Below are 24,726 nucleotides of genomic sequence, written 5' to 3'. Positions count from 1 at the left end.
GCATGACCGCATTGCCCCTTCAGCAACCGCGACTCCTGACGGTTGCGGAGTTCGCGGCGCTCGGGGAAACGGCGGAGGGGCGCTACGAACTGCACGAGGGGACGATCGTGATGGCCGCCTTCTCCGCGCCGGCGACGTCCTTCTTGCCGTCGAGATCGCGTCGCCCGGTTCGAAACGGACCGACCACCTGATCAAGCGTGATGAGTACGCCGACGCCGGTATCCCGAACTACTGGGTCATCGACATCGACGAACGCCGGGCACTGACAGCTCATCACGTGGCCGGCGAGTTCGGCTATGTCGCCGACGAGCCCGTGAGTGGCACCTTCGCCACCGACGCGCCCTTTCCCATCCAGCTGGATCTCGACACCCTGACCTGATCAGGCGTTAAGTTGCTCGGGTGACCAGCGCTGACCCGAAGATCGTCATAGTCGGAGCGGGCTTCGGCGGCATCGCCGCCGCCATCGAGCTGCAGAAGCACGGCTTCACCGACATCACGATCTTGGACGCGGCCCCCGCTCTCGGCGGCACGTGGCTGCACAACACGTATCCGGGCGCGGCCTGCGACGTGCCGAGCCACCTGTACTCGTTCTCGTTCGCGCAGCGGCGGGACTGGTCGCGGCTGTGCTCCCCGCAGGCCGAGATCCTCTCCTACCTGCAAGGGGTCGCGCGTGACTACGGCGTCGACCGCCGCGTCGTCCCGAACACCCGCGTCACCGCCTGCACCTGGGACGACGGCACCCGCCGCTGGACGCTCACCACCGAGGACGGCGCCGCGCTCGACGCCGACGCCGTGGTCATCGCCACCGGCCAGCTCAACCGGCCGTCGATCCCTCCGATCGTGGGCGCCGACAGCTTCGCGGGCCACACGTTCCACTCCGCCCGCTGGGACCACGGCTACGACCTGCGCGGCAAGCGGGTCGCCGTGATCGGCTCGGGGGCGAGCGCGGTGCAGTTCGTGCCCGAGATCGCCCCGCTCGTCACGCGGCTGACCGTGTTCCAGCGCACCGGAAACTGGTTCATGCCGCGCAAGAACCGGCCCTATCCCGCCGTGGTCCGGGCGGCCGTCAAGCATGTTCCGGGGCTGCAGGCCTACCGCCGCCGCTACATCTACCACTACGGCAACCTGCTCACCCGCATGATCCGCAACCCGCGCACGCTGGGCAGGCTCGGGCACTCCATGTCGGCGCGGTTCATGCGCTCGCAGCTCACCGATCCGGACGTGCGCGCGAAGGCCTGGCCGGACTTCACCTTCGGCTGCAAGCGGGTGCTGTTCAGCTCGTCGTTCCTGCCGGCGCTGCAGCGACCCAACGTCGAGCTCGTGACCGATGCGATCACCCGCATCACCCCCACCGGCGTCGAGACGGCCAACGGGGGCACCCACGACGTCGACTGCCTGATCTGGGCCACCGGGTTCGCCACCACCGGGTTCATGTTCCCGATGAAGATCGCCGGTGCCGGCGGGCGCACCCTCGACGAGGCGTGGTCCGACGGCCCGCGCGCGCACCTGGGCATCACCGTGTCGGGCTTCCCGTCGATGTTCGTGATGTACGGGCCCAACACCAACACCTCTGGCGGCTCGATCATCGTCTACCTGGAGGCACAGGCCCGCTACCTGCGCCAGGCGCTGCAGCAGGTGCGGGTGCGCCGCGCAGCGGCGATCGACGTCCGGCCGGAGACGGAGGCGGCGAGCGATCGGAAGCTCCAGTCCCGCTTCGCCGGCACGGCGTGGACCCAGTGCGACTCCTGGTACCGCGACGGCACGGGCCGCGTGGTCACGAACTGGCCCGGGTACATGGGCGAGTACGAGAAGGCCACGCGAACCCTGGATCCGGCGGAGTTCCAGTTCCTGTAACCGTCGGTCAGGCGTCGGTGCGCACCTCGACACCGTCCTGCGGCCAGCGGGTGTGGTAGCTGCCCTCGACGTCGATGCGGCGGTAGGTGTGGGCGCCGAAGAAGTCGCGCAGGCCCTGGATCAGGCTCGCCGGGCCACGCTCGCGCCGGTACGCGTCGTAGTAGCTCAGCGAGCTGGCGAACGCCGGGATCGCCACGCCCTGCTCGGTCGCAGTGATCACCACCCGGCGCCAGGCGTCCTGCGCGTTCGCGACGGCCTCGGTGAAGTACGGCACCATCAGCAGGTTGGTGACGTCGCCGTGCTCGGTGTAGGCGTCGCGGATCCGGTTGAGGAACTGCGCCCGGATGATGCAGCCGCCGCGCCAGATCGTGGCCATGGCGCCCAGGTCGAGGTCCCAGTCGTTGGCCTTGGACGCCGCCCGCATCTGCGCGAAGCCCTGCGCGTAGGCCACCACCTTGCTGGCGTAGAGCGCCTGGCGGATGTCCTCGACGAGGTCGGGACGATCGGTGCTCGACTCCGGGTTCGGCCCCGCGAGCGTGCCCGCAGCCGCCTTGCGCTCGTCGCGCAGCGCCGAGAGTCCGCGCGCGAAGACGGCCTCGGTGATGCCGGTGAGCGGGATGCCCAGCCCGAGCGCGTCGATCGCGGTCCAGGTGCCGGTGCCCTTCTGCTCGGCCTGGTCGACGATCATCTCGACCAGCGGGTTGCCCGTCTTCTCGTCGGTCTTGCCCAGCACCTTCGCGGTGATCTCGATGAGGAACGACTCGAGGTCTCCGGTGTTCCACTCCTCGAAGATCGCCGAGATGGCCGGCGCGTCGAGCCCGGCAACGTGCGTGAGCAGGTCGTAGGCCTCGGCGATGAGCTGGATGTCGGCGTACTCGATGCCGTTGTGCACCATCTTGACGTAGTGCCCGGCACCGCCCGGTCCGACGTGGACGCAGCACGGCGTGCCGTCGACGACGGCGGCGATGCTGGTGAGGATCTCCTCGACCTCGGCGTAGGCCGACGGGTCGCCGCCGGGCATGATGCTCGGCCCGAGCAGCGCGCCCTCCTCACCACCGGAGACGCCGATGCCCATGAAGCGCAGGCCTCCTGCCGCGCACTCCTCGGTGCGGCGCACGGTGTCGGGGAAGTGCGAGTTGCCGGCGTCGATGATGATGTCGCCCTCGTCGAGCAGCGGCGTCAGCTCGGCGATCACGCCGTCGACCGGGGCCCCGGCCTTGACCATGACGATGATCCGGCGCGGCTTCTCCAGCGCGGCGACGAAGTCCTCGGTGGTCTCCGCTGCGGTGAACGTGCCCTCGTCGCCGTAGGCCTCGATGAACTCCTTGGTCTTCGCGGTGGTGCGGTTGTGCACCGCCACGGGCACGCCGTGGCGCGCGATGTTGCGGGCCAGGTTCGCCCCCATCACCGCGAGTCCCGTGACCCCGATGCGGCTCGTTGCTGTCATGTGGCGATCCCCTTTGGCAAGTGACCCGGCGCGGGCGACGTTACCCACATCGCCCGCTGCCGGATACGTGACCGTCGGAACCCTCAGAACGCCGCAGCGGCCGGGATCAGTTCCTTGCCCATCAGCGCGAGCCGCTCGGTCTCCCACACACGCGGCACCCAGCCGTGCGCGTCGGAGACACCCAGCTCGCCGAGTGGCTGCAGCTGCTTGAGGATCTCGTCGATCTTGTCGCCGCCCGCACCGGGATCCAGGGGCACCATCACGGTCTTCTTGATCTCGTCGTAGTCCCGCCCGACCGCCTCGCAGTGCCCGCGCAGGATGTCCAGCTTCCGGGCGACGTCGGGTCCCCCGAACAGGTTGCAGGCCTGGGCGTACTTCGCCACCAGCAGCAGCGTCTTCTTCTCCCCGCCGCCGCCGATCAGGATCGGCGGCGTGCGCAGCGGCTGCGGCGAGTTCAGCGTGCGTTCGAGGTGGTAGTGCTTGCCCTCGTACGGGCCGTCGTTGTCGCTCCACATCTGCTGGCAGATCTGCAGCGTCTCCTCCAGCCGCTCGAACCGCTCGGCCGTCGGCGGGAAGAACAGCCCGAGCCCGCGCGCCTCCTCGTCGTTCCAGGCGGCGCCGATCCCGAGCCAGGCCCGGCCCTTGGACAAGACGTCGAGTGTGGAGATGAGCTTGGCGAGCATGCCTGGGTCCCGGTAGCTGACGGCGGTGACCCAGGTGAGCAGCTCGACGCGCGACGTGCGGGCCGCGATGTAGCCGAGCGTGGTGTAGGCCTCCAGCATCTCGTGCTCGGGCGGGCCGAGCACGCTGATCTGGAACAGGTGGTCCATGACGCTGACGCTCGAGAATCCGGCATCCTCGGCCGCGACGACGACCCGGGTCAGGTCGTCGGCGAGACCGGCGGGTCCGCTCGGGAAGGTGAAGTCCGCGACGTGCAGACCGATCTCCATCGTTCCTCCTCCGTGCCTGCGCGATGCAGGACACGGTCTCGAGGCTAGGCCCGCCCGGCAGGCCACGCAGTGCTCGAAGGTGGCCCTGCTGGTCCCGGTATCCCGGCCGGTCCCGGTGTCCCGCTGTCAGAGCCCGAGCGTGTAGGCCGTCATCGACAGCGACCCGAACGTGTAGCCGTCGACGAGCACGTCCGCGGCGGTGTTCGCGGCCGCGCCGAGTCCGGCGAGGTAGAGCTGCGGGATGAAATGGTCCGGTGTCGGGACGGCGACGTCGAAGTCACGCGCACCCTGGACGGTGGGGAGCGCTGCGGGTGACCCGGTCATCGCCGTGCCGGCCGCGGCGTCGAACCGGTGCGCCCAGTCGAAGCCGCCGTCGGGCTGCGCCGCGTCCATGCCACCGAGGTTGTGCACGACGTTGCCGCTGCCGACGATCATCACGCCCTGCTCGCGCAGCGGAGCGAGCTGCGCCCCGAGCTCGAGGTGGTAGTCGAACGGCTTCATCGCATTGATCGACAGCTGGACGACGGGGATGTCGGCATCGGGGAACATGTGGGTCAGCACCGTGGCGCGCAGCCCGACCTCGCATGCCGTCCCGAGTCGTCGCACAGGTTCCACCGGGTGCGAGGACGGGTCAGCGTGTGCGAGGTCGGAGGGGAGGACCTAGAACGCCGGCCACGGGATCGCCGGACCGTGCCCGGACGGCTCGGGGTAGCACCCGGCCGCCAGCAGCCCGTCGACCCTGGCGATGAGGGTGCGGACCTCGCGGCGGGCGACGTGCTCACCGATGGTCTCGGCCAGTCCGCCGTCGAGCCCGGCCCGCAGCTTCTCCAGCGCCTCGACGACGTCGGCCGACAGCGCCTGCCCGACGAAGCCCCACAGCACGGTGCGCAGCTTCTCCTCGACGTGCAGCGTGAGGCCGTGGTCGCAGCCGTAGAGGTTGCCGTCGGTACCGGCGAGTACGTGCCCACCCTTGCGGTCGGCGTTGTTGACGACCACGTCGAACGCGGCCATCCGGCGCAGCTCGGGCGTGTCGGCGTGGGCGAGCACCGCGGGTTCGCCGCGGTCACCGCGGGCGCGCAGCACCCCGATCCAGCCCTGCTGCACCTTCTTGGGCGCGACGACGTCGACGTACTCGCGCTCGTCGTCGGTGTCGACCCAGATCTGCACCATCCCGGGGCCGAACGGGCCGGGGCGCAGCACGGTGGGCGGCACGACGTGGAAGCCCGCCGCCTCCGAGACGAGGAACGACGCGACCTCGCGACCGGCGAGGGTTCCGTCGGGGAAGTCCCACAGCGGGCGTTCCCCGCGCACCGGCTTGTAGACGCACTGCGCCTCGACGCCGTCGGCGCTGATGGTGCCGAACAGCGTGGCGTTGGACGCGTCGACGAGGCGGCCGGTGACGTCGATCTGACCGTGCAGCAGCAGTTCCGGCACCGCCGGGTCGCGAGGATCCACCTGGGTGCGGCTCAGTCGCCGACGGGTGATCGCTTGTGGTACCCGTTGAGGCGCACGCAGACGTGTCCTTCGGGGTCGAGCGGCTCGGCGCACAGCGGGCACGGGGCCCGGCCTGCCGAGACCACCCGCTCGGCGCGATCGGCGAACGCCTTGGCCTGCAGCGGGGAGAGGAACACCCGCAACGCGTCCGGCCCCTCGTCGGTGTCGTCGAGCACGACCGACTCGTCGACCTCCTCCTCGGAGACGGCGAGCAGCTCCACCACGATCGACTTGGAATCGGCATCCCAGCCCAGACCCATGGTGCCGACGCGGAACTCCTCCTCCAGCGGCACGGCGAGCGGATCGAGATCGGTGCCGGGCGCGGCCTCCTCGGGCACGTCGGAGCCGAAGCGGCGCACGACCTCCTGGAGCAGCGCACCGATCCGTTCGGCGAGCACGGACACCTGCTGCTTCTCCAGCAGCACGCTGATCGTGCGGGCCTCTTCGATCGCCTGCAGGTAGAACGAACGGTCGCCGGGCTCGCCGACGGTCCCGGCGACGAAGCGCTCGGGCTGGCGGAAGACATGAATGAGGCGTGACATGGCCCTTCCAGGATAGGCCACCGTCGCCGTCATGGCTCGTCGATGTGAGGTTACGAGCCCGTATCGCCCCCGACGACACCATCGGAGCTGCGCGCGGCGGGCTTGCGGCGGCGCTTCGGCTTGGGCGGGATCAGCCCCGCGACGTCGCCGCCGAGGTCGTTGACCCGCGCGACGAACGGCCGGGTCTCCGTGTAGTGGATGACGCTGATCGAGCAGGTGTCGACCATGATCCGCTGGAAGTTGTCGAGGTGCGTGGCCAGCGCATCGGCCAGGATGGCCTTGATCACATCGCCGTGGCTGCAGGCCAGCCAGACGGCCTGCGGCCCGTGCTCGGCGCCGATCCGCGCGCCGTGCCGGCGCACCGCGGCCACCGCGCGCCCCTGCACCGCCGCCAGGCCCTCACCGTCGGGGAAGATCGCAGCAGAGGGGTGCGCCTGCACGACCTTCCACAGCGGTTCCTTCGCGAGCTTGCCCAGCGAGCCGCCCGTCCAGGAGCCGTAGTCGACCTCGGCCAGGTCCGGCTCGCTGACGGGCGTGAGGCCACGGTCTTTCGCCAGCGGAGCCACCGTCTGCTCGCAACGCAGCATCGGCGAGGAGACGATCTCCGCGATCGGGACGCCGGTGAGCCGCTCGACGACCTTGTCGGCCTGCTCGAGCCCCTTCTCGTCCAGCTCGACGCCGGGGGTGCGCCCGGCGAGGATGCCCGAGACGTTGGCCGAGGAGCGGCCGTGGCGCAGCAGGATGAGGGTGGTCACCCGGTCGAGCCTACGGGTGGGCCGGCGCGGCCAGCCCGGCGATCACGATCTCGACGAACCGGTGGCGCATCTCCGCGGGCACCTCGCCCCCGGGCATCGACGAGAGCAGCAGCATCAGGTCCGCCAGCGTGACGCCCGCACGCAGCACCCCGGCGGCATGCGCGAGATCCAGCAATCTCGTGATCGCGGCGACGGCCCGCCCGGCGTGGGTGCCGGGCACGGCCCTGGCGAACTCGGCCTCGACGTCGAGTCGGTCCGCCGCGACCTTGAGCGCGCGGTCGGTGACGTGCCGCTCGGCCACCGCGCGGAACAGCTCCGCCAGCTTCTCGGCGACGGGAGCACCCGCCTCGACCTCGACGAGTGCGCGCTCGGTCCGCGCGGCGATCTGGTCGAACGAGTCGTCGACGACGGCGTTGATCAGATCCGACTTGGCCGGGAAATGGCGGTAGAGGGTGCCGACCGCAACACCTGCCCGCCGGGCGATGTCGTCCATCCCGACGTCGACGCCCGCCTCGACGACGAGCTCCCTGGCAGCGGCCAGTATCCGGTCCCGGTTGCGTTGTGCGTCGGCTCTCACCGCTCCATGATGAACTATCGTTCATGTTATGGCTAAGATGAAGACACGTTCATCTTCTACCGAGGAGCTCATCATGGCCTGGACGCCCGCAGACATCCCCGACCTCACCGGCAAGCGCGCCATCGTCACCGGCTCCAACGCCGGGCTCGGCCTGCACATCGCCGACGAGCTGGCCGCGCACGGTGCCGACGTGACGCTGGCCTGCCGCAACCTGACCAAGGCCGAGCAGGCCGCCGACGGGATCCGCAAGCGCACGCCGAGCGCGTCGGTCGAGGTCCGGGCGCTGGACCTGGCCGATCTCGACAGCGTCGCCGCGTTCGCCGGGGGCATCGACGGGCCGCTGGACCTGCTCGTCAACAACGCCGGCCTGATGGCCATCGACGAGGCCCGCACCCCGCAGGGCGTCGAGATGCAGTTCGGCGTCAACCACCTCGGGCACTTCGCGCTCACCGCGCGACTGCTGCCGCTGCTGCTGGCCACGCCGGGCTCCCGCATCGGATCGATGTCGAGCATGGGACACCGCGGCGCCCGCGGCCCCGCCGACCCGCGCCTGGAGCGGCCCTACCAGCGCTGGCAGTCCTACTTCCAGAGCAAGCTGGCCAACCTGCTGTTCACCGCGGAGCTGCAGAAGCGCCTCTCCGCCGCCGGCGCGTCGACGATCGCCGTTGCCGCGCACCCCGGCGGGTCCAGCACCGATCTCGGCACCGAGGGGTCGGGCCTGATCAACCGCTCGATCTCGACGGTGGTGCCGCTGATCGCGCAGAGCGCGGAGGCCGGAGCCCGCCCGATGCTGCGCGCCGTCACCGATCCGGCCGTCCGCGGTGGCGAGTTCTACGGTCCGACCTTCGTCTTCCGGGGTTCCCGTCCGGTGCGGGAGACCCCGTCGCGGTCCGCTCGCGACGCCGCCGCGGCAGCGCGGCTGTGGGCCACATCGGTCGAGCTCAGCGGCCTGGAGCCGGCGATCACGCGCTAGACGGCGGCGATCCAGCCGGCGCCGAGCGCCACCGCCAGCAGCACCCCCAGTGCCAGCCGGTACCAGACGAAGACGTAGACGCTGTGCTTCTGGACGTACTGCAACAGCCAGGTGATCACCACGTAGCCGACCCCGAACGCGATGAGGGTGGCCACGATCATCTGCGGCCCGGTCACACCGTCGGCCTTCGCGATGTCGGGGATCGTGAAGAGCCCGGCCGCGACGACGGCCGGGATCGCGAGCAGGAACGAGTAGCGCACCGCCGCCGGCCGGGTGAGCCCGAGGAACAGCCCGGCGGTGATCGTGCCGCCGGAGCGCGACACCCCGGGGATCAGCGCGAGCGCCTGCGCGAAGCCGAGCACCACGCCGTCGGCCCACTTCATCTGGTTCAGCTCGATGCGCTGGCGCCCGACCCGCTCCGCGACGCCCAGCAGCAGGCCGAACAGGACCATGGTGGTGGCGATCACCCAGAGGTTGCGGGCCGCCGTCTCGATCGAGTGCTTGAACACGATGCCCAACACGCCGATCGGGATCGTGCCGACGATCACCAGCCAGGCGATCCGGTACTCCGGCTCCGCGCGGACCTCGGCATTGGTGAGGCCCCGGATCCACGTGACGATCAGCTTCCAGAGATCGCGCGCGAAGTAGACGATCACCGCGGCCTCGGTGCCCAGCTGGCTGACCGCGGTGAACGCGGCGCCCGGGTCGTTGCCGAAGAAGACCCCCGAGATGATCCGCAGGTGCGCCGACGAGGAGATCGGCAGGAACTCCGTCAGACCCTGCACCACACCCAGGACGAGTACTTCCAGCCAACTCACGCCGGGGACCGTACCGGTGGTACCTGAGAGGCCCCGTCCTAGGCTCTCATGGTGCTGCGGAGACGGGTGGGTGCCAGCGGGCTCGAGGTGTCCCGGGTCGGCCTGGGCACGATGAACTGGGGCCTCGAACCCGACACCGACGATGCGGCCGCCCAGCTCACCACGTTCGTCGACGCCGGTGGCACGCTCGTCGAGACCGCCGACGGCTACGGCGACGGCGCGGCACAGGAGGTGCTGGGCGCCGTACTCGCGTCGAGCGTGCCCCGCGACTACATCGTCATCGCCGGGCGCAGCACGCTGCCGGGCGGCCCACTGGGCGACGGCTCGGCCCGCGGCGCGCTGCTCACCGGCCTCGACGCCACCCTCAAGCGGCTGGGCACCGATCACCTCGACCTGTGGCAGCTGCCCGGGTTCGACGCCACCGTGCCGCTGGAGGAGACGCTCTCGGCCGTGCAGATCGCCGTCACCACCGGCAAGGTCCGCTACGCCGGGCTGGTGGCGCCGAAGGGCTGGGAGCTGGCCACCATCGCCGAGCGCGGCCGGTCACTGGGCAACATCACGGTGCCGGTCTCGGCGCAGGTGGAGTACTCGCTGCTCTCGCGCGACATCGAGGCGGAGCTGCTGCCCGCCGCCACCCACCACGGGATCGGGCTGCTCGCCTGGGCCCCGCTGGGCCGCGGGGTGCTCACCGGCAAGTACGCCGACGGCACCCCCGCCGACTCCCGGGCCGCCTCCCCCGCGCTCGCCCCCTACGTCGAGGTCCGGCGCAACGACCGCTCGGCCCGCATCGTCTCCGCGGTGCTCACGGCGGCCGATGGCCTGGGCACCTCGCCGCTCACCGTGGCGCTCGCCTGGGCCCGCGACCGGCCGGGAGTGGCGGCCGCGATCGTCGGCGCGCGCGATGCGGCACAGCTCACGGCGTCGATGGCCACCGAATCGGTGGATCTCCCCACCGAGATCCGGGCCGCTCTCGACGACGTCAGCTCCCCCTCCTGAGGAGGAGTGCCGGACCTGGCAGAGCGATCGGGGCAAGCCTATGGTTGAGGCGATTCCACCCGTCGTTCATGCACGAGGCAGCGGCGGGGTTCGGCAGACCTGGTGGGAGGTGAGCCGGTGAAGCGTGGCAGCCCGACCGGTTCGGTCGAAGGAGACACGATCGACGGGGAGTGGGAGTACCGCCCGGTACAGCTCTCCGGTGACGTCTCCCGGATGACCGCGGCGGTACGACTGGCGATCCAGGCCGAGTTCGGCGGCTGGGAGCTCTCCAGGGTTCGGCTCTACCCGGGTGGCATCCGCAAGGTGTGGCTGCGGCGCAAGCGTCGCGCCGGTCAGATGCTCCCGGAGCTCTCCATCTGAGGCGCTGAGGCGCTGACCTGTTGGTCAGTGCTCCTGCCACGCGACGTCGGGCGGTGCCGGGCTCCCCTTCGGCCCCGGCACGCCCCGGAACCCGTAGGGCCCGGGCTCGCGGCCGGGCTGCACGTACCAGCACTCCCCCGGCTGCCCGCGCTCCAGGATCGAAGCGATGGCGCCGGCCACGTCGTCGGCCGTGAGCAACGGGAACCCCGCGAACTGGGCCTTCACCCCCGCGATGAGCGGGGTGTCGGCGAAACCGGGGCACACGGCGTTGACGATGATCCCCTCGGCCGCGAGCGTCGGGCCCGCCGAGCGGACGTAGCCGACCACGGCGTGCTTCGTGAGCGTGTAGAGCGCGTCGCCCGGCATGCCGACCAGACCGGCCAGCGAGGCGGTGGCCACGATGTTGCCCCCGCCCGCCCGCCGCAGCGCCGGCACCGCTGCCGTCAGGCCGAACACGACATGGTCGACGTTGACACCGACGATCTGGCGGTACGCGGCGAGGTCGAGGTCCTCCAGCCCCGACTGCCCACCGCTGATCCCCGCGTTGAGCAGCACGATGTTGAGCCGGCCGAAGGCGTCCTCGGCGACGTCGACGGCCATCGTCATCGTGTCGGAGTCGGACACGTCACCGGGCAGCGCGAGCCCGCCCACCTCCGCGGCGAGCGCGCGGGCGGCGGCCTCGTCGCGATCGGCGACGGCGACGACCGCGCCTGCCGCGGCGAGGCGCCGCACGGCGGCGGCTCCGATGCCGGAGGCGCCACCCGTGACCAGCGCGGCCTTGCCGCGCAGGTCCAGCCCTGGAACGTCCATCGTCAGCAGCTCCTCAGGAACGTGTCGAGCACCCGGGCCCCGAACTTCAGCGAATCGATCGGCACGCGCTCGTCGATGCCGTGGAACAGCGACGCGAAGTCGAGGTCCGGGGGCAGCCGCAGCGGCGCGAAGCCGTAGCACTTCATGCCCAGGTCGGCGAAGGACTTGGCATCGGTGCCGCCCGAGAGCATGTAGGGCACCGTGGCCGCGGTCGGGTCCTCGGTGCGCAGCGCGGCCGCCATGGCGGCGGTCAGCGGCACGTCGAAGGGCATCTCGAGGGCCGGCAGGTGCGTGACCCACTCGCGCGTGACGTCCGGGCCGATCAGCTCGTCGACCTCGCGGAGGAAGGCCTCCTCGCGCCCCGGGATGATCCGGCAGTCGACCACCGCCTCCGCCGACGACGGGATGACGTTGGCCTTGTACCCGGCCGAGAGCATCGTCGGGTTGGCGGTGTCGCGCACCGTGGCGCCGACCATCCGCGCCACCGGACCGAGCTTGGCGAGCGCGCCCTCGAGGTCGTCCTCGGGGAACTCGAGCCCGGTGAGCTCGCGCATCTGCTGCAGGAATGCGCGCAGCGTGTCGGTCATGGTGATCGGGAACGTGTGGTTGCCCAGCCGGGCAACGGCCTCGGCGACCTTGGTGACGGCGTTGTCCTCGTGCAGGAACGAGCCGTGGCCGGGCTTGCCGCGGGCCCGCAGCCGCATCCAGGCGATGCCCTTCTCGGCCGCCTCGATGAGGTAGACGCGCTTGTCCTCGGCCAGCGTCAGCGAGAACCCGCCGACCTCACCGACGGCCTCCGTGCAGCCCTCGAACAGGTCGGGCCGGTTCTTCACCAGCCAGTCGGCGCCGTAGGCACCCCCGGCCTCCTCGTCGGCGAGGAAGGCGAAGACGAGATCCCGCGGCGGCACCACCCCGTCGCGCTTGAAGCGGCGCGCGACGGCGATCATCATCGCCACCATGTCCTTCATGTCGACCGCGCCGCGGCCCCACACGTAACCATCCTGGACGGCGCCGGAGAACGGGTGCACCGACCACTCGGTGGGATCGGCGGGCACCACGTCCAGGTGCCCGTGCACGAGCAGCGCGCCCCGGTTCGGATCGGAGCCCTTGAGCCGGCAGACGACGTTGTCGCGGCGCGGCGCACCCGACTCCACCATCTCGATCTCGTACCCGACCTCGGTGAGCTTGGCCGCGACGTACTCTGCGGCCTCCCGCTCCCCCGTGACGGTGGCGGGGTCGCCAGTGTTGGTGGTGTCGATGCGGATGAGCTCCGACGCCAGTTCGACGACCTCGTCCTCGGCTGCAGTCACGCGGATCTTCCTACCACTGACCTGCGACAGCAGCGCGGCCGAGGAGTCCAGCGACCTGCCTGCATGACCCCTGTGGAGGGTGCGTTATCCTCTTCCACAGCGCGGCTCACGGGCCGCGATGCAGGTCCGAGTGGCGGAATGGCAGACGCGCTAGCTTGAGGTGCTAGTGCCCTTTAACGGGCGTGGGGGTTCAAGTCCCCCCTCGGACACTCCACAGTTGCACCCCTGCAACATCTGACGTACCTGTGCTCAAGTGTGCTTGAGCACCCCTCCTCAGTACCAGCCACTCCCCAGCGTGTCGTCTCTGGGGAGTCACCGTGGTGACCTCCGGTGTCGTACCCGCCCTAAATCTCTCGCGGCATCGCAGCACCGGCACCGCAACACCGCGGCGGCCCGCACCCCGGCCGATCGCTCTTCCCACGCTGCCGCCTCATGCCGGTCGCGACGCGCTGTACGGCCTTGCCGTCCTGGACCGGTACGGCCGCGTTGCCGATCGGGCCATGCTGCGCGCATTGGCGTGGGGGCCTGGTCAGACGCTGACCCTCACTCTGATCGCCGGGTCCGTCCTCGTCCTCTCCCACCCGGAGGGCTCGGTGCGGGTCGGCAACGACGAGCACCTGCGCCTGCCCGTCGGCGTCCGACGCGCCTACCGGCTCGTCGCCGGTGACCGGATCCTCCTCGTGGCCGACCCGTCAGCCGGCCGTCTCCTCCTGCACCCGCCCGCCGCATTGGACGTGCTGCTCGACGCTCACCATGCCGCCCTCCTGCAGGGAGCCACGTCATGACCACGGTGCAGCCACGGGAATCCACACCACGCAACGGGCGGCAGGCCGAACTCGCGGCTGCCCGGCTGCTGCTCGACAGCATGGGTATCTCCGCCGCTGACCTGATCGGCGCATCGCGATCCCGCGCCGAGATCCCGACCTTCGCCCAGTACATCCCCCTCGTCCGCGAGGCCGTCGGCGACGGCACCCGTCGCGTGTACGGCTCGTACTGGACCAGGATCGTCGAGCGCTGGCCCGACCGCCGGCTCGACGAGGTCACCGCGACCGACATCCACCAACTCGTCGAGTACACGAAAGCCAACGTCGTGGCCCGCCGCAACAGCCGCGGTGGGCGCAGTGCCGCCGAGCACGTCATCGCAGCCTTGCGCTGTCTGTACCGCCACGCCGAGGACGATGGCCTGATCGACCCGAGGGACAACCCGGCCCGCAAGGTCGCCAAGCCGCGCCGCCAGCCCAGCACCCGCCAGGCTGTGGCGGACGAGCGCCTCGCCGAGATCCACCACGCCGCCGCGACGACCGGTGACGATCCCGCACTCGACACCCTGCTTCTGCGGATCCATGTCGAGACCGCATGCCGCCGCGGCGGCGCGCTCGCGCTGCGCCCCCGGGACCTCGACCCCACCCAGTGCCTGATCTTCCTACGGGAGAAGGCGGGCACGGTGCGCTGGCAGCCGGTGTCCCCCACGCTCATGACCCACCTGCGCCAGCACGCCAGCGACCGGAACGCCGGTCATCACGACCAACTGCTGCGCTACGCGTCGGGCCGCCCGATCACCCGACGCCGCTACGACCATCTGTGGACCCGTCTCGGCAACGAGCTGCCGTGGGTCGCCACGCAGCAGATCTCCACCCACTGGCTGCGACACACGACCCTCACCTGGGTGGAGCGGAACTTCGGGTTCGCCGTCGCGCACGCCTACGCCGGCCATACCGACGGTGGCGGTGACGGCTCCTCGACCTCCACCTACGTGCGGGCCAACGCTCAGGAGGTCGCGGCTGCGCTCGCCGCCCTCACCGGCGAACACCACCCGCTCGCATGAACGGCCAGGAGACCGACCGGGCCGCGCAGCTCGCCCGGGAGGCGTTGGAGGCCGCCGACGTCCGCGCGCTGGCGGCCCGACCGGATGTGATCGCGCTGCGCGTGGAGCGTGTTGCAAGGCAGGTCGACGTGCTGCTGTGGGCTGGTGTCGCGTTGGGGTTGCTGTTCACGGCGGTCAACGTGCAGCGCTTCGCCGCTGGTGACGCACCGCCGTTCTCGGCGGTCTGGTGGGCAGCGTGGTTGCTGGACCCGATGGTGTCGCTCGTACTCCTCGCGGTGATCCGCGCCGAGCAGATCACCTCTGGGCAGCAGCTGCCCTCCTCGACTTGGGCGCGGGTCACGAAGTGGGCGACGTTCACCGCGACCTACGTCATGAACACCTGGGAGGCTTGGGGGCTCGACGGCGACCCGATGACCCCGGCAGGGGTGGTTTTGCATTCGATCCCGCCGCTGCTCGTCGTGCTCGCTGCGGAGGCTGGACCGGAACTTCGTGAACGACTCGCCCAGACGGCGCATGTAGCTGGCCACGGCGTCGTCGAAGGTGCTGGTGAACCAGGTGACGCTGCCGTTCGTGAACCGGTCACCGTTCCCGACGCGGCAACCAGCGGCGTTCACGAACTCGGCGATCACACGGTTCACGAATCACGACGACCCGGCACGAGGAAGGGTCGTCGCACCTCGGCGGGCAGGACTTCCTCGTCACGACGACTGCTCGATGACTATCTCGCCGACGCGCACGCCGCACTCGCAGCCGCCCGCTCCTCTGGTGAGCCACCGTCGGTGACGCCCTCGTGGTGTCGCGCGGTGACCGGTTGCTCGGCTGGGACGTCGGTGAAGCTCGCGGCCGCGCTGCGCGCGACGGTCACGGCTACGGCGGCGGCGAGTTCATGAACGCGTCGGTAGACAACCGCGTGTCGGTGTCGGTCGTGGATTCAGCTGGCGTTCGGCATGACGAGCGGTCCGCGTCCGCCTTCGTGTGGGTCGGGAGCGAGTGGGTGTGGTTCGCCGGAGAGCGCGGCGAGTGCGGCGGCGACCTCGGTGATGTCGGCGCGCACGTAGGTCGTTGTGACGCCGGCGTCTCGGCCGCCGGTGGTGTGGCCTGCGTAGGCGGCGGCGACGGCGTAGCCGAAGCGGCGCTCGACCCAGGTGAGGGTCGTGTGTCGCAGCCAGTGGGTCGTCGTCTGCTGTGTGTGCACCCAGGGCAGGTGTCGGCCCAGGCGTTGCCAGAGGTGGTCGTAGCGGCGGGCGGTGATCGGTTGCCCGGATCGGTAGCGCAGCAGCGGCTCGTCCGTGGCGCCGCCACGCTCTGCGGCGTGCTCGACGAGGCGGCGCATCAACGTGGGCGACACAGGTTGCCAGCGCATCGTCTCGCCCTTCTCCCGGAGCCGGACGAGGCACTGCTCGACGTCCAGGTCCGCTGGGCGCAGGGCGAGTGCTCCGCCGCGTCGGCATGCGGTCTCGGTGTGCAGTCGCAGGAGCAGCAGGTCGAGATCGGGGTCGTTCCCGGTGGTTCCGGCGACGTGGTTGATCTCGACGAGACGCCCATCGGGCAGGGCGCGTCGAGTGCTCGCGAGTCGTCTCGGTTTCGCCACCTGGGTGGCGGGGTTGCGGTCGGCGGTGATCAGGCCGTCGGCTTCGGCGTGGCGGTAGAGGCAGCGCAGGGCGGCGATGAGGTGCTCGGCTGCGGTGCGGCCGCCGCGGGAGTTGCGGCGAACCACAGCTGCGGCTTTGACCTGCTCGGCGAGCTCGCGGATCTCGATGGGTGTCGGTTCGTCGAGTCGGCGATGCCCCCACACCTGCGACACCCGACGCCAGTACGTCCCGTAGACCCGATGCGCTCCGGGCGAGACGGCGCCGGTGACCCGGTCCACGTACTCCGCGATCGTCGGCATCGTTCGGGCGTGGGAGGGGAGCATGTCGCCGAGCAGCTCCTCGGGCGAGATGCCGAGCTGATCGAGGAGGACCCGGACGGCGTCCAGGCGGTTCGCGGTCATCTCCGACCTCGGAAACCCGTTCCGGCACCGGCCGAGAGGGTCCGGAGCATCTCCTCGACCGCGGAGGCCGTGCAGATGACGACCGTGCCGTTCTCCCTCCAGGCAACGATGAGGAGTCGGGTACCGGCGTCGATCCGGCAGCGGCGCCGAATGGCAAGTGGGACTCGGAGATGGCCCTGCGTCGTGATCGCCGGTGCGCTGCCATCGGCCGTGACGATGACGAAGCGGCCTCGGACCTCGAAGCGGATTCCGGTCTGCTGGTTCCAGCCCATGTGTCTACACAGCGATCGATCCGCGATGCGACCGGCGCGGTCGGGCGGAGTCACCACGCAACGCGGTGGCGGCCCAGCGGCCGCGGCCGTCGGCTCACCGGATTCGTTGCGGCCGACGGTTGCATCGTCGATGTGTGGCACAGCCTCGATGTCGCTAAGGACGGTCATGATCGGCCCCTCCGTGTTCGTCATGCGATGCGGACGAGGTTCCAGCGACGCGTCGATCGTTGTGTGTTTCCGTGTGGTCATCGGGTGGCTGTCACTGCGCGGGGCCAGCCGCTCCGTGGTCCCGAGCAGCTCGGCTTGCTGCGCGAAAGGTGGGATTCGATCTATACGTGATCTCGCGCTGGCGCGCCGCATCCACCGCAGGATGGCCACCTGCCGCCCGCGCGATACGCGACCATGTCAGCCCGGCGACGCGAGCCTCGTGGCAGGCCTGAGCCAACCTCGCCTCGACGACGGCCAGCTTGTTGACGAGGTCATGCACGGCCAACTCGGGCAGGACCTGATCGAGATGACGCTTCCACTCGGCGAACGAGGCGCTGTTGGTCTCCCATCCGTCGACTCCATCCGGTGCGAGAGCCGTCGCGCCGGGCCACTCGCTTCGCGGGTAGAACTGCATCCCTCGCCACCCGCACTCGCAGGCCGAACGCCAGCCGAGCACCTCCAGTGGGGTCGGTGCGCTGCTGGCCACAGCCTCCGAGCCGTCGATCTGGATCGGCACGGGATAGCCGACGTGCGCGTAGGCGGGCTCGAACCCGCTGTCGTGAACCCAGGCCATGTCAGCTCCCCATCGTTCGTCGATGATCGGAGCGTCTACGTGCCTGTGGTCGGCGTGTGGTCGCGCGTGGCTGGCGGTGACCATGACGGCGCCGCTGCTCCTGTGGATCGTGAACGGGTTTGCCCGCTCGATCCGGCTCGGAGCAGGGTTGACGGCCGGCAGAAGGCGTCGAGTGCCCTCAACCCCGTGGCCTGCGCGACTATCGTGGTCCAGCGCTCACCGCGTCTCGGTCGACCTGTGGCAGCGTCGCCGCAGCGCCGGGTGCGGGGCGCCCAGTCAGGCGCGGCCATGGCCGACCGAAGGCCCGGACCGGGGTCGTGACGCGGTGGACCCGACACGGTGGGCAGGTGTCGCCGCTTGGCGGGCCTCTTGGTGGCTCCGTCCCTGTCTGCGGCTCGGTTGGACGCTTGGCTTTCCGGTGGCCGCTGCGGTGGGGGCACTGCGGTGGAAGGTGTCGGGCGCGTCGCGGAATGTCCTGATCCCGACCGATGCAGCGGCGCGGAACGCGGCGGTCGTCGAGGAGTAGGCGCCGAGGTCGTGCATGCGCAACACGAGGCGTCCCACTTGTAGGCGGACGACAGCATAACTGCCGGGTTGTTGGAGGAGCGTCCCATAAGGAATCGGCGCATCGGCAACGTTGATGATCACGCCGGGCTCGGGCATACCGCCAACGGGGGCAACGATGCGGGGATCGATCTCACGCTGCAGCCGCCGCGCCGAGGGGGCGAGGTCGAAGAAGGCGTTGACGAACTTCTCCACCGTCGCCATGTCGTGCAAGTAGATCAGGGCACTGCCGACCCGGACGGTCACCGCTGCGAATTCGGTTCCGGGCTGGTGCTCGGCGATCGCGACGTCCTGGGAGCCCGCGAGGTCCAGAACAACGCTCACGGAATGCCGCTGCCGGTCCGGCCACATCACGCCCTCCCCGGCGTGCTGCCAATGGCGAGGCAAGCACCGGTCCGACCGGTGATCTCACCGTGCCGAGCGGCGTGCACCGCGGGGTGACCGGTTGCCGCGCGCGTGATCTGCGCCCAGGTGAGGCCCGAGTGACGAGCGGCGTGGCAGGCACGCTCCAACCTCTCCTCGACGTCGGCGAGTTGTCTGGCGAGGTCGTGCACGGCCAGCTCGGGAAGCGCGCGGTCGACGTGGTGCCGCCACTCGGCGAACGTGGCGGTGCCGGTCTCCCACCCGTCGACCCCGTCCGGTGCGAGGGCCGTCGCGCTGGGCCACTCGCTGCGCGGGTAGAACTGCATCCCTCGCCAGCCGCACTCGCACGCCGACCGCCAGCCGAGCACCTCGAGCGGGGTCGGGGCACTGCTGGCCGCAGCCTCCGTGCCGTCGATCTGGATAGGTACGGGATGACCCTCGTGCGCGTAGGCGGGCTCGTACCCGCTGTCGTGGACCCAAGCCATGGTGCTGCTCCCATCGGTTTCCGTCGTGAGGGGAGCGTCTCCGTGAGGGTTGATGGCTGAGTGGTCGTGCGTGGCCGCCGTGTGGTCCGCAGTGGTGACCACGTAGTCGCCGCTACCCGCACGGATCGTGAACGGCCTTGCCCGTTCGCTCCGGCTCGGAGGAGGCTTGATGGCCAGCAGAAGGCGGCGGCGGGCGTCCTCAACCCAGGCCGAGGGACAACTGTCCCTCGACGAACTGTGGACAATCGGTCGTCATGAGGAGGACCACCATGACCAACCCCGATCAGCGCCAGCGGCTGGAGGATCTCGCCCTGGAGCTGGAGGGCCCGGACCTGCCGGACGAGACCTACCTGGACGCGGTGAACCGGATCCGCGGGGCCTGGACGACCGCCCAGGAGATGATCGCCAGCGAGACGAGCACGGTAGAGGCGGCCGAGCATCCGACGTCGAGCCCGATCATCGACAACGGCCAGACGGACAACCGCATCGTCTGATCACGTTCCGCCCGACGAGCCAGGACGATCTGGCTCCGTCTGATGATCGAGCGCGGATCACAGCGAACCTGGCGGCGGCGGAACTCGTCGGGACGATCGGTCGGGAGAACCGACCGGCCACCTCCGAGGAGCAGGCGACGCTGGCCCGCTGGTCGGGGTGGGGTGCGGTCCCGGCCGTGTTCGATCCCGAACGAGCCGATTTCGCTGCTGTGCGGAATCGGCTGCGGGATGTGCTCGGCGCCGCCGGGTTCGCGCAGGCGCGCAGCAGCACGCTCAACGCGCACTACACCGACGCCGCGATCGCACTGGCGATGTGGACAGCGGTCACCCAACTGGGTTTCACCGGCGGTCGGGTCCTGGAACCAGGCTGCGGGTCCGGGACGTTCATCGGGCTCGCGCCACCGAGCGCCGAGATGGTCGGTGTGGAGAAGGACCCGACCACAGCGGCGATCGCCTCGGCGCTGTATCCCGAAGCGGAGATCAGAACCGAGTCGTTCGCCGACTCGCCGTTCACCGACGACTCATTCGATCTCACCATCGGCAACGTGCCGTTCGGTCGGCTGGCCATGCACGACCCTCGCCACAACCGCGGCGGGCACTCGATCCACAACCATTTTCTGATCAAGAGCCTGCACCTGACCCGACCGGGCGGGCTGGTCATCGCTGTCACCTCGCGATACACACTCGACGCCCGCAACCCCGTCGCGCGTCGAGAGCTGGCCGACCTCGCCGACCTCGTCGGAGCAATCCGGCTACCCAGCGACGCGCATCAGCGGGCGGCCGGAACGAGCGTGATCACCGACATCCTGGTGCTGCGGCGCCGGGAACCGGGACGCAGCGGCAACGGTGAGCTGTGGGCGCAGGTCGCAGAGCTGGAAATCGCGCGTGCACCGCGAACCACGGCTGAGGCCGCCGCCAGTTCCGCCCTCGCTGAGACCCCCACGATCGAGGTGAACCGGTGGTTCCACGACCACCCGGACCTCGTCCTCGGAAGCATGCGGCTGGGCCGCGGCGCACACCGAGAGGACGAGCTGATGGTGCTGTCCGCCCGCCCGATCGAGGCGACCTTACCGGCGGCCCTGGACCTCGTCGTGGAACGCGCGGCAGCCGAGAACCTGCGCATGGCTCCGCCCGCGAGCGGCAGACACGCCGAGCCGAAGGTGACCCCAGAGCGGACCCTCATCGGCCGCGAAGGTTTGATCGAGGCTGCCGACGACGGCACCTTCACCCGAGTGGCCGGCGGCGTCCGCAGGCTCTACCAAGTGCCGGGATCGCAAGCCATGGAGCTGCGCGCGTTGCTCGGGATCCGCGACACAACGGTCGCACTGCTCGACGCCGAATCCGCGACGGGCGCGGACACCGCAGAGATCGCTCAACTCCGATCTCGACTCGGGCAGCGGTACACCGCGTACATCGAGCGCTGGGGGCCGATCAAGCGCTGCACGTGGCGACGCACCGGCAGGCACGACCCGGACACCGGCGAGGAACGGATGTCGCGGGTCCGGCCCGCCCAGGGCGGGTTCCGCCACGATCCCTTCGCGCCGCTCGTGCGTGCGTTGGAACGCTACGACGACGTCACGGGCGCCGCCGCTCGTGCCTCGATCTTCACTGAGCGCGTCGTCGCGCCGCGGGCGCCACGGTCGGGTGCCGACTCACCTGCAGACGCCCTGGCGCTGTGCCTCGACACCCACGGTGCGGCGCTCCTGCCGGAGATCGCCCGGCTGCTCGGAACGACGCCGGACGAAGCGCGAGCGTCGCTGGGTGACCTCGTCTTCGACGAACCCGTCAGCGGCGGCGAGAGCGACCGGCTCGTCCCGGCCGCTGAGTACCTCTCCGGCAACGTTCGCACCAAGCTCGCCGCCGCCCAGCAAGCCGTGGCCGAGGATCCGCGCTTCGCCGCCAACGTCACTGCGCTTACCGCGGTGCTCCCGGCGGATCTGTTGCCCGCCGAAATCAGTGTGCGGCTCGGCGCTCCGTGGGTGGACGCAGCCTTCGTGCAGCAGTTCCTCCGCGAGACGCTGGAAGATCCGCGCCTGGTAGTGGAGCACCCGGGCGGCGCGATCTGGGCGGTGCGCGGGCTCAACTTCGGGGTGGCCGCCACGTCCACGTGGGGAACGAAACGGCGATCCGCTCCGGAACTCGCCGAGGCGCTGCTGGCTCAGCGGACTATCACCGTCTACGACGAACTCGAGGACGGCACCCGCGCCCTGAACATGACCGCGACCGTGGCGGCACAGGAGAAGGCTCGCGAACTCGACGCCCACTTCGCCGAGTGGGTGTGGGCCGAACCGCGCCGAGCGGCCACATTGGCCCGCACCTACAACGACACGTTCAACTCGATCGTCCTGCGCAACTACGACGACGTCAGCCTGTCCCTTCCGGGCGTCTCGGTCACCTTCATCCCACGCCCGCACCAGGTCGCGGCCGTCGCGCGAATGATCGGTGAACCGGCAGTCGGGCTGTTCCACGAGGTCGGCGCCGGCAAGACGGCCGAAATGGTCATGGGTGTGATGGAACTGCGCCGGCTGGGCCTGGTCCGCAAACCCACCATCGTCGTGCCCAACCACATGCTCGAACAGTTCGCCACAGAGTTCCTGGCCATCTACCCGCGCGCCAACCTGCTGCCCGCCGGCCGCGACGACCTGGCAGGCGACCGGCGCCGTGAGTTCGTCGGCCGCGTCGCCACCGGCGACTGGGACGCGATCATCCTCACCCGCTCGGCCTTCGAACGGCTCCCCGTCCGACTTGAGACCCAGCGCGACTACCTCGAACGAGAAACTGAGCGACTGCAGGACTGGATCGCGAACACCCGCGAGGCGGCTCGTGCTGGCGGCGGTCGATCGATGACGATCAAACGAATGGAGTTGATGCTGGAGAACGCCCAAGAGCGGATCAAACGTCAGCTGGCGGCGCCCAAGGACCCCGGCATCACGTTCGAGAGCACCGGCATCGACTACCTCGTCATCGACGAGGCGCACGACTACAAGAACCTCCGCACGCCGTCGAACATCCCCGACGTCGCCGTGGTCGGATCCCAGCGCGCCACCGACCTCGACATGAAGATCAACCTACTGCGGCAGCGCCACGGCGACCGCGTCGTCACCCTCGCCACCGCTACCCCGATCGCCAACTCGGTCGCTGAGGCGTACACCATGCAGCGTTACCTGCGCCCGGACCTGCTCAATGCGGCCGGACTCACTGACTTCGACTGCTGGGCAGCAACCTTCGGTGAGATTGTCACCGGGATCGAACTCTCGCCGGACGGCGCGAGCTTCCGTATGAAGTCCCGGTTCGCCCGCTTCCGCAACGTCCCCGAACTCCTGCGCCTCTGGCACGTCAGCGCCGACGTCAAGACCGCCGAGGACCTCAAACTCCCCGTGCCGCTCCTGGCGATGCGTCCGGACGGCCAACGCACACCCGAGACCGTGGTGATCCCACCGTCTCCCGAGCTGCGCGAGCTGGTTGTGGAACTCGGACAACGTGCTGACCGGGTGCGCGGCAGTCGCCCCGGCAAGGGCGCGGACAACATGCTGAAGATCAGCTCGGACGGTCGCCAAGCAGCGCTCGACCTCCGCCTCGTCGACGAGAGCACCGACGCCATCACCAAGCTGGATGTCGCCGCCGACCGGATCGCAGCGATCTGGCGGCGCCACCGCGACGACGCCTTTCCCGACCGGTCCGGTCAACCGCACGCACGGCCAGGCGCGTTGCAGCTGGTGTTCTGCGACCTCGGTACACCCAAGCCCGAGGACTGGAACGTCTACCACGAGCTCCGTGATCTGCTCCACCTGCGTGGTCTGCCGAACGGCTCGGTCCGATTCATCCACGAAGCCCGCAACGACATCGAGAAGGGCGTGTTGTTCAACCAAGCCGTCGAAGGCGGCATCGCCGTACTGCTCGGCTCCACCCAACGGATGGGCGTCGGCACCAACGTCCAGCTCCGCGCCATCGCGCTGCACCACCTCGACTGCCCCTGGCGGCCCGCCGACCTCGCCCAGCGCGACGGACGCATCCTGCGGCAGGGCAACCACAACGCCGAAGTGCGGATCCTCCGCTACGTCACCGAAGGCAGCTTCGACGCCTACTCCTGGCAGACCGTCACCCGCAAGGCGAGCTTCATCAGCCAGATCATGCGCGGACGGCTCGACCTGCGCGAGATCGAGGACGTCGGCGACGTCGTGCTGTCCTACGACGAGGTCAAGGCCCTCGCCACCGGCGATCCCCGTGTACTCGACAAGGCTCGCCTCGACGCGGAGGTAGCTCGCCTGGACCGGCTCGAACGTGCCCACTACCGCGACCAGGTCGAGCTGCGGCACGCCGCTGAACGCGCCGAGCAGCTCGGCGAGGAACTCACCGCCGAACGACGCGCTATCTCCGAGGTCCTCCCGTATCGAGTGTCGAGCGCCGGAGATGCCTTCACCGCCACCATCGGATCTCAGACGCACCGCAACCGCGCCGACGCCGGACGCGCCCTACTCGCGGCACTCAGCGCTGCATCGGCCAGTTCCGACGGAGACTCCGACACCGTGCCGATCGGCTCGCTGGCGGGCGTGCGCGTGTCCATGCGCCGCGAACACGGGATGGCGAATCGGCGGACGGAGGGGTGGACGATCCATCTGGCGGGTCTACCCCGCTTGGGTGTCTACGTTCACGTCGATGCCATTTCCGACACCGATCCGACCGGATTGGCGACCCGGTTGGAAAACCGCATCACCGGCCTCGACCGCCGCGTCGACCAACTCGATCGCGACATCGTGGACGCTCACCAGGAGGCGCAGCGCGCCCGCGCGACACACGATCGTCCCTTCATCCACGCTGACCGCCTGTCCATCGCCCGCGCCGAAGCCGCCGAACTTCACCGTCAGATGCACGACCTCGCCGCGCCGCGACCGGAGGAGCTGGCCCAGAAGCCGGCAGGCCCTGCCGCCCGGCCAACGACGGCCACCCGGCAACCGCAGAACGCCGCGAACACGCTGACCCGCTGACCCGCTGACATTCGGGTATCGAGCGGCAGAACCACGCCCAGTCGCGCGCGTGGTCGCGGTGCTGCGCCTGCGTGGTGA

26 protein-coding genes and 1 tRNA gene are annotated in these 24,726 nt (G+C 70.2%); 12 read left to right on the top strand and 15 right to left on the bottom strand.

Annotation, left to right across the window (positions count from 1 at the left end; genetic code table 11):
• Positions 1–2: 2 nt before the first annotated feature.
• From ACFPFQ_RS47405 to ACFPFQ_RS47395, 3 genes are read left to right on the top strand one after another with little or no spacing between them, the layout of a single operon-like run.
• Positions 3–191 carry a hypothetical protein gene (locus ACFPFQ_RS47405; RefSeq protein ID WP_379629896.1) on the top strand — a complete coding sequence of 63 codons (189 nt, stop codon included), beginning with the start codon at positions 3–5 and terminating at the stop codon, positions 189–191.
• Entirely contained in the window at positions 155–379 is a 225-nt protein-coding gene (locus ACFPFQ_RS47400) for a Uma2 family endonuclease (RefSeq protein WP_379629978.1), read from the top strand. Before ACFPFQ_RS47405 ends, ACFPFQ_RS47400 begins: the two co-directional genes overlap by 37 nt.
• 20 nt (positions 380–399) lie before the next feature.
• Positions 400–1,854, top strand: a complete 1,455-nt coding sequence (locus tag ACFPFQ_RS47395; RefSeq protein ID WP_379629895.1) for a flavin-containing monooxygenase — start codon at positions 400–402, stop codon at positions 1,852–1,854.
• A gap of 7 nt (positions 1,855–1,861) precedes the next feature.
• On the opposite strand, the gene gndA is transcribed toward ACFPFQ_RS47395, so the two are convergent.
• The 7 genes from gndA to ACFPFQ_RS47360 all read right to left on the bottom strand — a co-directional run bounded on the left by gndA (position 1,862) and on the right by ACFPFQ_RS47360 (position 7,619).
• The gene (gene gndA, locus ACFPFQ_RS47390) at positions 1,862–3,301 is read right to left on the bottom strand and encodes an NADP-dependent phosphogluconate dehydrogenase (RefSeq protein WP_379629894.1); all 1,440 of its coding nucleotides are present in this window, start codon (positions 3,299–3,301) and stop codon (positions 1,862–1,864) included.
• A gap of 83 nt (positions 3,302–3,384) precedes the next feature.
• The gene (locus tag ACFPFQ_RS47385; protein ID WP_379629893.1) at positions 3,385–4,251 is read right to left on the bottom strand and encodes an LLM class F420-dependent oxidoreductase; all 867 of its coding nucleotides are present in this window, start codon (positions 4,249–4,251) and stop codon (positions 3,385–3,387) included.
• Positions 4,252–4,377: 126 nt separating this feature from the next.
• Complete coding sequence (locus tag ACFPFQ_RS47380) at positions 4,378–4,857, bottom strand: DODA-type extradiol aromatic ring-opening family dioxygenase (protein WP_379629892.1); 480 nt, start codon at positions 4,855–4,857, stop codon at positions 4,378–4,380.
• Positions 4,858–4,911: 54 nt separating this feature from the next.
• The gene (locus ACFPFQ_RS47375) at positions 4,912–5,706 is read right to left on the bottom strand and encodes an SCO1664 family protein (RefSeq protein ID WP_379629891.1); all 795 of its coding nucleotides are present in this window, start codon (positions 5,704–5,706) and stop codon (positions 4,912–4,914) included.
• Between the two features lie 11 nt (positions 5,707–5,717).
• Entirely contained in the window at positions 5,718–6,287 is a 570-nt protein-coding gene (locus ACFPFQ_RS47370; RefSeq protein ID WP_379629890.1) for a DUF3090 domain-containing protein, read from the bottom strand.
• Positions 6,288–6,337: 50 nt separating this feature from the next.
• Positions 6,338–7,042 carry a histidine phosphatase family protein gene (locus ACFPFQ_RS47365; protein WP_379629889.1) on the bottom strand — a complete coding sequence of 235 codons (705 nt, stop codon included), beginning with the start codon at positions 7,040–7,042 and terminating at the stop codon, positions 6,338–6,340.
• Between the two features lie 10 nt (positions 7,043–7,052).
• Positions 7,053–7,619 (bottom strand): TetR/AcrR family transcriptional regulator, encoded by a 567-nt coding sequence (locus ACFPFQ_RS47360; protein WP_379629888.1) that lies wholly within the window; start codon positions 7,617–7,619, stop codon positions 7,053–7,055.
• 73 nt (positions 7,620–7,692) lie between these two features.
• Between ACFPFQ_RS47360 and ACFPFQ_RS47355 the strand changes: the two genes are divergently transcribed.
• Positions 7,693–8,592 carry an oxidoreductase gene (locus ACFPFQ_RS47355; RefSeq protein WP_379629887.1) on the top strand — a complete coding sequence of 300 codons (900 nt, stop codon included), beginning with the start codon at positions 7,693–7,695 and terminating at the stop codon, positions 8,590–8,592.
• Here the strand turns inward: ACFPFQ_RS47355 and ACFPFQ_RS47350 are convergent.
• A complete protein-coding gene (locus ACFPFQ_RS47350; protein ID WP_379629886.1) occupies positions 8,589–9,410 on the bottom strand; it encodes an undecaprenyl-diphosphate phosphatase in 822 nt (273 codons plus the stop codon). The genes ACFPFQ_RS47355 and ACFPFQ_RS47350 overlap by 4 nt on opposite strands.
• Before the next feature lie 51 nt (positions 9,411–9,461).
• Here ACFPFQ_RS47350 and ACFPFQ_RS47345 point away from each other — a divergent pair, with 51 nt between their 5' ends.
• Both ACFPFQ_RS47345 and ACFPFQ_RS47340 read left to right on the top strand, forming a co-directional pair.
• A complete protein-coding gene (locus ACFPFQ_RS47345; protein WP_379629885.1) occupies positions 9,462–10,406 on the top strand; it encodes an aldo/keto reductase in 945 nt (314 codons plus the stop codon).
• A 117-nt stretch (positions 10,407–10,523) separates the two neighbouring features.
• Positions 10,524–10,766: a DUF5703 family protein gene (locus tag ACFPFQ_RS47340; protein WP_379629884.1), complete on the top strand. Its 243-nt coding sequence runs from the start codon at positions 10,524–10,526 to the stop codon at positions 10,764–10,766.
• 24 nt (positions 10,767–10,790) lie between these two features.
• Here ACFPFQ_RS47340 and ACFPFQ_RS47335 read toward each other — a convergent pair whose 3' ends face one another.
• A complete protein-coding gene (locus ACFPFQ_RS47335; protein WP_379629883.1) occupies positions 10,791–11,576 on the bottom strand; it encodes an SDR family oxidoreductase in 786 nt (261 codons plus the stop codon).
• A 2-nt stretch (positions 11,577–11,578) separates the two neighbouring features.
• Positions 11,579–12,886, bottom strand: a complete 1,308-nt coding sequence (locus ACFPFQ_RS47330) for a M20/M25/M40 family metallo-hydrolase (RefSeq protein WP_379629882.1) — start codon at positions 12,884–12,886, stop codon at positions 11,579–11,581.
• Positions 12,887–13,010: 124 nt separating this feature from the next.
• Between ACFPFQ_RS47330 and ACFPFQ_RS47325 the strand changes: the two genes are divergently transcribed.
• From ACFPFQ_RS47325 to ACFPFQ_RS47310, 4 genes are all read left to right on the top strand, one after another.
• Positions 13,011–13,095, top strand: a tRNA-Leu gene (locus tag ACFPFQ_RS47325).
• 108 nt (positions 13,096–13,203) lie between these two features.
• Positions 13,204–13,671, top strand: coding sequence for an AbrB/MazE/SpoVT family DNA-binding domain-containing protein (locus ACFPFQ_RS47320; protein ID WP_379629881.1), 468 nt, complete (start codon positions 13,204–13,206; stop codon positions 13,669–13,671).
• A complete protein-coding gene (locus ACFPFQ_RS47315) occupies positions 13,668–14,711 on the top strand; it encodes a tyrosine-type recombinase/integrase (RefSeq protein ID WP_379629880.1) in 1,044 nt (347 codons plus the stop codon). Before ACFPFQ_RS47320 ends, ACFPFQ_RS47315 begins: the two co-directional genes overlap by 4 nt.
• A gap of 86 nt (positions 14,712–14,797) precedes the next feature.
• Complete coding sequence (locus tag ACFPFQ_RS47310) at positions 14,798–15,601, top strand: hypothetical protein (protein WP_379629879.1); 804 nt, start codon at positions 14,798–14,800, stop codon at positions 15,599–15,601.
• Between the two features lie 41 nt (positions 15,602–15,642).
• On the opposite strand, the gene ACFPFQ_RS47305 is transcribed toward ACFPFQ_RS47310, so the two are convergent.
• The 5 genes from ACFPFQ_RS47305 to ACFPFQ_RS47285 form a co-directional block, all read right to left on the bottom strand.
• Positions 15,643–16,704 (bottom strand): tyrosine-type recombinase/integrase, encoded by a 1,062-nt coding sequence (locus ACFPFQ_RS47305; protein WP_379629878.1) that lies wholly within the window; start codon positions 16,702–16,704, stop codon positions 15,643–15,645.
• Positions 16,701–17,168: a hypothetical protein gene (locus tag ACFPFQ_RS47300; RefSeq protein WP_379629877.1), complete on the bottom strand. Its 468-nt coding sequence runs from the start codon at positions 17,166–17,168 to the stop codon at positions 16,701–16,703. Before ACFPFQ_RS47300 ends, ACFPFQ_RS47305 begins: the two co-directional genes overlap by 4 nt.
• Before the next feature lie 67 nt (positions 17,169–17,235).
• Positions 17,236–17,757: a hypothetical protein gene (locus ACFPFQ_RS47295; RefSeq protein WP_379629876.1), complete on the bottom strand. Its 522-nt coding sequence runs from the start codon at positions 17,755–17,757 to the stop codon at positions 17,236–17,238.
• Positions 17,758–18,033: 276 nt separating this feature from the next.
• Positions 18,034–18,645, bottom strand: a complete 612-nt coding sequence (locus tag ACFPFQ_RS47290) for a hypothetical protein (RefSeq protein ID WP_379629875.1) — start codon at positions 18,643–18,645, stop codon at positions 18,034–18,036.
• 26 nt (positions 18,646–18,671) lie between these two features.
• Positions 18,672–19,169: a hypothetical protein gene (locus tag ACFPFQ_RS47285; protein ID WP_379629874.1), complete on the bottom strand. Its 498-nt coding sequence runs from the start codon at positions 19,167–19,169 to the stop codon at positions 18,672–18,674.
• Between the two features lie 269 nt (positions 19,170–19,438).
• On the opposite strand from ACFPFQ_RS47285, the gene ACFPFQ_RS47280 reads away from it, so the two are divergent.
• Together ACFPFQ_RS47280 and ACFPFQ_RS47275 are read left to right on the top strand one after the other, a co-directional pair.
• Entirely contained in the window at positions 19,439–19,663 is a 225-nt protein-coding gene (locus tag ACFPFQ_RS47280; protein WP_379629873.1) for a hypothetical protein, read from the top strand.
• 176 nt (positions 19,664–19,839) lie between these two features.
• Complete coding sequence (locus ACFPFQ_RS47275) at positions 19,840–24,648, top strand: hypothetical protein (RefSeq protein WP_379629872.1); 4,809 nt, start codon at positions 19,840–19,842, stop codon at positions 24,646–24,648.
• Positions 24,649–24,726 lie beyond the last annotated feature (78 nt).

The sequence above is a fragment of the Pseudonocardia sp. GCM10023141 genome (genome assembly GCF_042653605.1).
Note: the sequence above shows the minus strand (reverse complement) of the source record. Positions and strands in the feature narration are given on the sequence as shown.

Excerpts from the sequence above, each read along its gene's own strand:
- ACFPFQ_RS47305 (WP_379629878.1), bottom strand. The coding sequence starts at position 16,704 with ATGACCGCGAACCGCCTGGACGCCGTCCGGGTCCTCCTCGATCAGCTC.
- ACFPFQ_RS47295 (WP_379629876.1), bottom strand. The coding sequence starts at position 17,757 with ATGGCCTGGGTTCACGACAGCGGGTTCGAGCCCGCCTACGCGCACGTC.
- ACFPFQ_RS47315 (WP_379629880.1), top strand. The coding sequence starts at position 13,668 with ATGACCACGGTGCAGCCACGGGAATCCACACCACGCAACGGGCGGCAG.
- ACFPFQ_RS47300 (WP_379629877.1), bottom strand. The coding sequence starts at position 17,168 with ATGACGAACACGGAGGGGCCGATCATGACCGTCCTTAGCGACATCGAG.
- gndA (WP_379629894.1), bottom strand. The coding sequence starts at position 3,301 with ATGACAGCAACGAGCCGCATCGGGGTCACGGGACTCGCGGTGATGGGG.
- ACFPFQ_RS47280 (WP_379629873.1), top strand. The coding sequence starts at position 19,439 with ATGACCAACCCCGATCAGCGCCAGCGGCTGGAGGATCTCGCCCTGGAG.
- ACFPFQ_RS47385 (WP_379629893.1), bottom strand. The coding sequence starts at position 4,251 with ATGGAGATCGGTCTGCACGTCGCGGACTTCACCTTCCCGAGCGGACCC.
- ACFPFQ_RS47370 (WP_379629890.1), bottom strand. The coding sequence starts at position 6,287 with ATGTCACGCCTCATTCATGTCTTCCGCCAGCCCGAGCGCTTCGTCGCC.
- ACFPFQ_RS47335 (WP_379629883.1), bottom strand. The coding sequence starts at position 11,576 with ATGGACGTTCCAGGGCTGGACCTGCGCGGCAAGGCCGCGCTGGTCACG.
- ACFPFQ_RS47285 (WP_379629874.1), bottom strand. The coding sequence starts at position 19,169 with ATGGCTTGGGTCCACGACAGCGGGTACGAGCCCGCCTACGCGCACGAG.
- ACFPFQ_RS47405 (WP_379629896.1), top strand. The coding sequence starts at position 3 with ATGACCGCATTGCCCCTTCAGCAACCGCGACTCCTGACGGTTGCGGAG.
- ACFPFQ_RS47355 (WP_379629887.1), top strand. The coding sequence starts at position 7,693 with ATGGCCTGGACGCCCGCAGACATCCCCGACCTCACCGGCAAGCGCGCC.